At 55.2% G+C, this 6,000-nt stretch carries 4 protein-coding genes; 3 read left to right on the forward strand and 1 reads right to left on the reverse strand.

The window, feature by feature from the left end; genetic code table 11:
* Positions 1 to 487 precede the first annotated feature (487 nt).
* Positions 488 to 1,729, reverse strand: a complete 1,242-nt coding sequence (locus tag BN1117_RS01175; RefSeq protein WP_040094227.1) for a dicarboxylate/amino acid:cation symporter — start codon at positions 1,727 to 1,729, stop codon at positions 488 to 490.
* 270 nt (positions 1,730 to 1,999) lie between these two features.
* Between BN1117_RS01175 and ppnP the strand changes: the two genes are divergently transcribed.
* From ppnP to BN1117_RS01190, 3 genes are all read left to right on the forward strand, one after another.
* Positions 2,000 to 2,284 carry a pyrimidine/purine nucleoside phosphorylase gene (gene ppnP, locus BN1117_RS01180; RefSeq protein ID WP_040094229.1) on the forward strand — a complete coding sequence of 95 codons (285 nt, stop codon included), beginning with the start codon at positions 2,000 to 2,002 and terminating at the stop codon, positions 2,282 to 2,284.
* A 155-nt stretch (positions 2,285 to 2,439) separates the two neighbouring features.
* Positions 2,440 to 3,825, forward strand: a complete 1,386-nt coding sequence (locus BN1117_RS01185) for an L-serine ammonia-lyase (RefSeq protein ID WP_040094231.1) — start codon at positions 2,440 to 2,442, stop codon at positions 3,823 to 3,825.
* A 275-nt stretch (positions 3,826 to 4,100) separates the two neighbouring features.
* Positions 4,101 to 5,471 carry an L-serine ammonia-lyase gene (locus BN1117_RS01190; protein WP_040094232.1) on the forward strand — a complete coding sequence of 457 codons (1,371 nt, stop codon included), beginning with the start codon at positions 4,101 to 4,103 and terminating at the stop codon, positions 5,469 to 5,471.
* Positions 5,472 to 6,000 lie beyond the last annotated feature (529 nt).

Raw genomic sequence — 6,000 nt, forward strand, 5'->3', positions numbered from 1 at the left:
GTCACAGTTCTGAGCCGGATAGAGAGGCATCAATCCGGACTGACCCTCTTCGCCATGTCTGTTTAATCGCCACCAACTGGCGCTTTTCAGCAGTAATGCCGAGATGGTCAACATAGATATGATTTCATCAGGTTGACGCTGTTTCTTTCGCCATAAGGGGATAACCAGGATGGTTTAACCACATGGCCTGATGGAGTAGAACCGGCACAAATCATATCCGAGGGGAGCAAGGCTCCCCTTTTTGTTACCCGCCATTTGACAACCCCATTGCCCCGGCTGCCACAACAGGCTGTCATCCGTCACAAGGCCCATGCCCACGACTGTTGTTTTCCCTCCCGTGCTCTCCATTCAACACAACTACATCCGTCAGCAATCTCTTGTGCACACCTTTGCTCTGATACTTGTCCGGCAGATATAAAAAACCCCCGCCATCATGGCAGGGGCTCGCGTTACACCGTTTTAGCTCAGGTTGTATTGCTCGGCTCGGTTATGCCTTATTCCAACGTTCTGAGTCATATTCCGGGCTGAAACGGTCAACAATGACCGCACAAGCTGCATCACCGGTGATATTGAGGGAGGTGCGGATCATGTCAAACAGTCGATCCAGTGCAAACAACAGCGGCAACCCTTCGATGGGGATACCGGCCGCCAGCAGCACGGCCACCACCAGGAAGGTCGGACCCGGCACACCGGCCTGACCGATGGCCCCCAGCGTAGAGGTCAGAATGATGGCCGCCCAAGCGCCCACCCCCAGATCCACGTTAAACACTTGTGCAAAGAAGATAGCAACCAGACCGTAATAGATGGCGTTACCGCTCATATTGATGGTGGCCCCCAGTGGCAGCACGAAGGAGGCAGTGGCATTGCTGACTTTCAGTTCCTTTTCGCAAGTCTGCAGTGTCACCGGGAGGGTCGCCATGGAAGAGGCGGTGGAGAAGGCCACGATCTGTGGCTTCTTCATAGCCGAGAAGTAGTTGCGTACCGGTGTATTGGAGAAGAGCGCCACCAGCAGCGGATAGACCACAAAACCAAAGATGAGGATGGCGGCCACATAGACCACGAACAGCTTGAGCACCAGCATCAACACATCGAAGCCATAGGTACCGATGGCATCCGCCATCAGACCGAATACCCCGAGCGGCGCAATGATCATCACCTTGTTGATCATCCAGACGAAGGCATCCACCAGGGTATTGAGCCCGTCTACCAGCGGCTTGGCTCGCTCACGCGGCTGTTTGGCCAACGCAATACCGAGGAACATGCAAAACACCAGGATCTGCAGGATGTTTGCCTCGTTAAGGGAGTTAAAGACGTTAGTGGGGATCATGCCCAGCAGGGTTGCTATCGCATCCGGCAGCGCCCCTTTATCGGCGTAGTTACCACCAAACATGGAGGAGACGGAAGTGAAATCGACTCCGACACCCGGTTTGAAAATCTGCCCCATGACCAGCGCCAGCAACACGGCCAGGGCGGACGTCCCCAGGAAGAAGGTAAGCGTCGCTGCACCGATCTTGCCCGCAGCCGGACTGGCCCCCAGATTGGCGGCGCCAGAGAGGATGGCAACCGCCACCAACGGGATCACCAACATCTTGATAAGCTGAATAAACAGGGTTCCGAGCGGTGCAAACACCGAGGCTTGGTCACCCATGAACGCCCCGACCACAGCGCCCAATACCATGGCGACCACAACCTGGAAACCGATGTTTTTAATGAGTCCTTTAGTTAACACAATATGTTCCTTTATGTAGCAAAATTCACACTTTCCCAGTGCAATTAACCAAACAGGGGAGTGAGCAGCCGCCCATTCCCCTGTTTGTGCGTGTTATCTCACATTTAATTGCTGTTTTAAATCAGCAAATCGTTAACCCTGGTTATTAATAACTTTGCAAAAAAGTGAAGATTCAAAGCGGCCTTGTCGATTTTCACCCCATATCCTCATGACAACCGACAAAAGATTGTGCTAGCTTGGCTACACAAACGTACACACAGGGATGTAAAGATGCTGAAAGTTAACGAGTATTTCGATGGAAATGTAAAATCTATCGGTTTCGAACAAAAAGGTGAGAAATCGACCATCGGGGTGATGAACACGGGGGACTACCTGTTCAATACCGCCGCACCAGAGCGAATGACGGTGATCAAGGGTGCACTCACTATCCAGTTGGCCGATGAAGATGAGTGGCATACCTACAATCAGGGTGAATCCTTTCTGGTGGCCGGCCACTCCTCATTCAAGCTTCAGGTGAAAAACCCTACCGCCTATCTGTGCGAATTTCTCGACTGACCCGGCCGGTTGAAGGGGGACGCCCCCTTCAACCTTGCCAAACCGTCGTCGGTTATTTTTATCGGTGCCCAAGTCACAGCACCACATCTCCCCCCTTTCCATCCACAGTAAAAAACCTAGAATTAACAGACATAAACCATCACCGGATTGATGTCATGATCAGCGTGTTTGACCTGTTTTCCATCGGAATAGGCCCCTCATCTTCCCATACCGTTGGCCCCATGCGTGCCTCTTATGCCTTTACTCAGCAGCTCAAGGCCCACGGCCATCTGCCTCATAGCGAACGGGTTGAGGTAGAGTGTTATGGCTCATTGGGCCAAACCGGCAAGGGCCACGGTACCGGCAAGGCGATCATTCTGGGGCTGTCGGGCTTTGAACCGGAATCGGTCGATATCGATGCGATTCCCGCCATTCTGGCTCGAGTGGAAAAGGAACAGAGCCTGCTGCTGGCAGGCGAGCAACCAAGCTATTTTCCCCGCACCGGTGCCATCATCTTCAACCGTCGCAAAACCCTGCCGGCCCACACCAATGGCATGACCCTGCGCGCCTTTGATAAAGAGGAAAACCTGCGCTTCAGCCAGACCTACTACTCCATCGGGGGCGGCTTCATCATTGAAGAGAGCCACTTCGCTACCGCCAAGGAAGAAGCGGCCAAGTCTGATGCCGAACATCCTGTCCCCTACCCGTTCGACAGCGGCGCCCAACTGCTGGCCCACTGTCAGGATAGCGGCCTCTCCATCTCGGGGCTGATCCTTGCCAACGAGCGGGTCTTTCGCAGCGATGAACAGATAAAAGTCGGTCTGCGAAAAATCTGGCAGGCGATGCAAGGCTGTGTCGAGCGGGGTTGCAAGAGCGAAGGGGTGCTGCCGGGCGGGCTCAAGGTAAGGCGCCGGGCCCCGGGGCTGTTTCGCCAGCTCAGCTGCGAGACCAACTTTAACAAGGACCCCCTGATGGTGATGGAGTGGGTCGACCTGTTTGCCCTGGCGGTCAACGAAGAGAACGCAGCCGGTGGCAGAGTCGTGACAGCGCCCACCAATGGCGCATCAGGCATCATTCCTGCTGTGCTGCATTACTATGATCGCTTCGTTCACCGCCTGGATGATGACATGTTGGTGCGTTTCTTCCTCACCGCGGCGGCCATCGGCATCCTCTATAAGAAGAACGCCTCCCTCTCCGGCGCAGAAGTGGGCTGTCAGGGAGAAGTGGGGGTCGCCTGTTCCATGGCGGCCGGGGCGCTGACTGAATTGCTGGGCGGCAGCCCGGCCATGGTGGAGAACGCCGCCGAGATCGGCATGGAGCACAATCTGGGATTGACTTGTGATCCCATCGGCGGACTGGTACAGGTCCCCTGCATCGAGCGCAACGCCATGGGGGCGGTCAAGGCGATCAATGCCGCCCGCCTCGCCCTGCGCGGCACCGGTGAACACAAGGTGTCGCTGGACAAGGTGATCAAGACCATGTGGGAGACCGGCAACGACATGAAGACCAAATACAAGGAGACAGCCCGTGGCGGTCTCGCCGTTAACATTACCGAATGTTAAAAAATAGAAAATGACTCCATTTGGTTCCGAAATGCCCGGCATCGCCGGGTATTTTTATGGGCAAACGCTTAACAAAATGGATAAGCACCAAAATAAATTTTATACTCACGCCTCAGATTCAACAAAAATAGATCTATTTCAACTTTTTTTAGGTCTGGAGCCGTTACACTACGGTTATCTGGTTCTGTGACCGGCGCTGACAAGCGCGCTCTATGGATCTCCCAAATTTCTGTGAGTGGGCATGCCGCCCCCTTCTACCCTGAGGTAATAGTGACATGATCAGCGTTTTTGATATCTTCAAAATCGGTGTAGGCCCCTCTTCTTCCCACACTGTTGGTCCGATGAAAGCGGCCAAACAGTTTGTTGACGAGCTGCGCGCGAGCGGCAAGATCCGTGATGTAACCCGGATCAATGTCGATGTCTACGGCTCCCTCTCCTGGACCGGTAAAGGCCACCATACCGACACCGCTATCATCATGGGCCTGGCTGGCAATCTGCCGGAAAATGTCGATATCGATGCTATCCCCGAGTTTATCTCTCGCGTAGAACAGACCGAACGCCTGCCGATCGGCCTGCACTGCCACACCGTCAGCTTCCCGCGTGACGCCATGGTATTCCACGACGAAGCCCTGCCGCTGCACGAAAACGGCATGAAGCTGACTGCCCTGATCGAAGACGAAGTGGTTTACAGCAAGACCTACTACTCCATCGGTGGTGGCTTTATCGTTGACGAAGAGAACTTCGGCAAGGCTGACAGTGGTGACATGTCCGTGCGCTACCCGTTCAAAAGCGCCGCTGAACTGGTTGCCCACTGCAGCCAGACCGGCCTCTCCATCTCCGCCCTGATGATGGAGAACGAGAAGTGCTTCAACACTCCGGAAGAGATCTACAAGAAGTTCGGCAAGATCTGGAACACCATGCGCGAAGGTATCGAGCGCGGCTGCCGTACCGAAGGCGTGCTCTCCGGCCCGCTGCGTGTACCCCGTCGTGCCGCGCCGCTCTACCGCCAGCTCAACACCAACGAGAACCTCTCGAGCGACCCGATGAACATCGTTGACTGGGTCAACATGTTCGCCCTGGCCGTGAGTGAAGAGAATGCTGCCGGTGGCCGCGTGGTTACTGCCCCGACCAACGGCGCTGCCGGTATCATCCCGGCCGTACTGGCCTACTACGACAAGTTCATCCAGCCGGTTGGCCGCGACGAGTACACCCGTTTCTATCTGGCTGCCGGTGCCGTCGGCATCCTCTACAAGATGAACGCCTCCATCTCCGGCGCCGAAGTGGGCTGCCAGGGTGAAGTAGGTGTCTCCTGCTCCATGGCCGCTGCCGGTCTGACCGAGCTGATGGGCGGTAGCCCGGAGCACGTCTGCGAAGCTGCCGAAATCGGCATGGAACACAACCTGGGTCTGACCTGTGATCCGGTTGCCGGTCAGGTACAGGTGCCTTGCATCGAGCGTAACGCCATCGCAGCCATGAAGGCCGTCAACGCCTCCCGTATGGCTCTGCGTCGTACCTCCAAGCCGCGCGTCTCACTGGACAAGGTGATCGAGACCATGTACATCACCGGCAAGGACATGGACTCCAAGTACCGTGAAACCTCCCGTGGCGGTCTGGCCATCAAGGTGATGCAGGTTGCCTGCGAATAAATAGGGTTGCGACCCTCATCTGCACAAAGGCGGGATATCCCGCCTTTTTTATTGTCCGAATGGGAGGCCGGGCATTTTATACCGGCATACCAGCCATTTCACGGTATGGCATCGCTGATATGCCCCTGCTACGCCACCGCCCTGGGGACTGCCTTGCCTAAATGCCTCTCTGATTACATACCTTGATTAACTCATCTCCGTGCATTAGAAGCGCCATTAAGCCCCTACATGAGACCGTTACCTGCTATCTTGCCCCTGCCACGATTTCACACCTAATCGATATCGAGATGGCCCCTCAGTTCAATATCAGCCTCGTTGGCCCCCCCTTTTTTGGCAAAACCCACACCCTTGCGGATTATCACACCAGCGCCCGCCGCGTTGATTGCCAGTTGTGTAGCTGATGCAGCTCGGTCTTCTTAAGAAGGGTAAACAATCAAGCACACAAACAGGGGGTTAGCTCATCACTTCTGTCACATAACCTCGCGGAAACCAAGTTCAGCACAGTTATCACCGACATTCCGCACCTGAT

This window comes from Aeromonas australiensis, assembly GCF_000819725.1.
Lineage (GTDB): Bacteria > Pseudomonadota > Gammaproteobacteria > Enterobacterales > Aeromonadaceae > Aeromonas > Aeromonas australiensis.

Bases quoted from the DNA above. Each gene is read 5' to 3' on its own strand.
- ppnP (WP_040094229.1), top strand. From the start codon at position 2,000: ATGCTGAAAGTTAACGAGTATTTCGATGGAAATGTAAAATCTATCGGT.
- BN1117_RS01185 (WP_040094231.1), top strand. From the start codon at position 2,440: ATGATCAGCGTGTTTGACCTGTTTTCCATCGGAATAGGCCCCTCATCT.
- BN1117_RS01190 (WP_040094232.1), top strand. From the start codon at position 4,101: ATGATCAGCGTTTTTGATATCTTCAAAATCGGTGTAGGCCCCTCTTCT.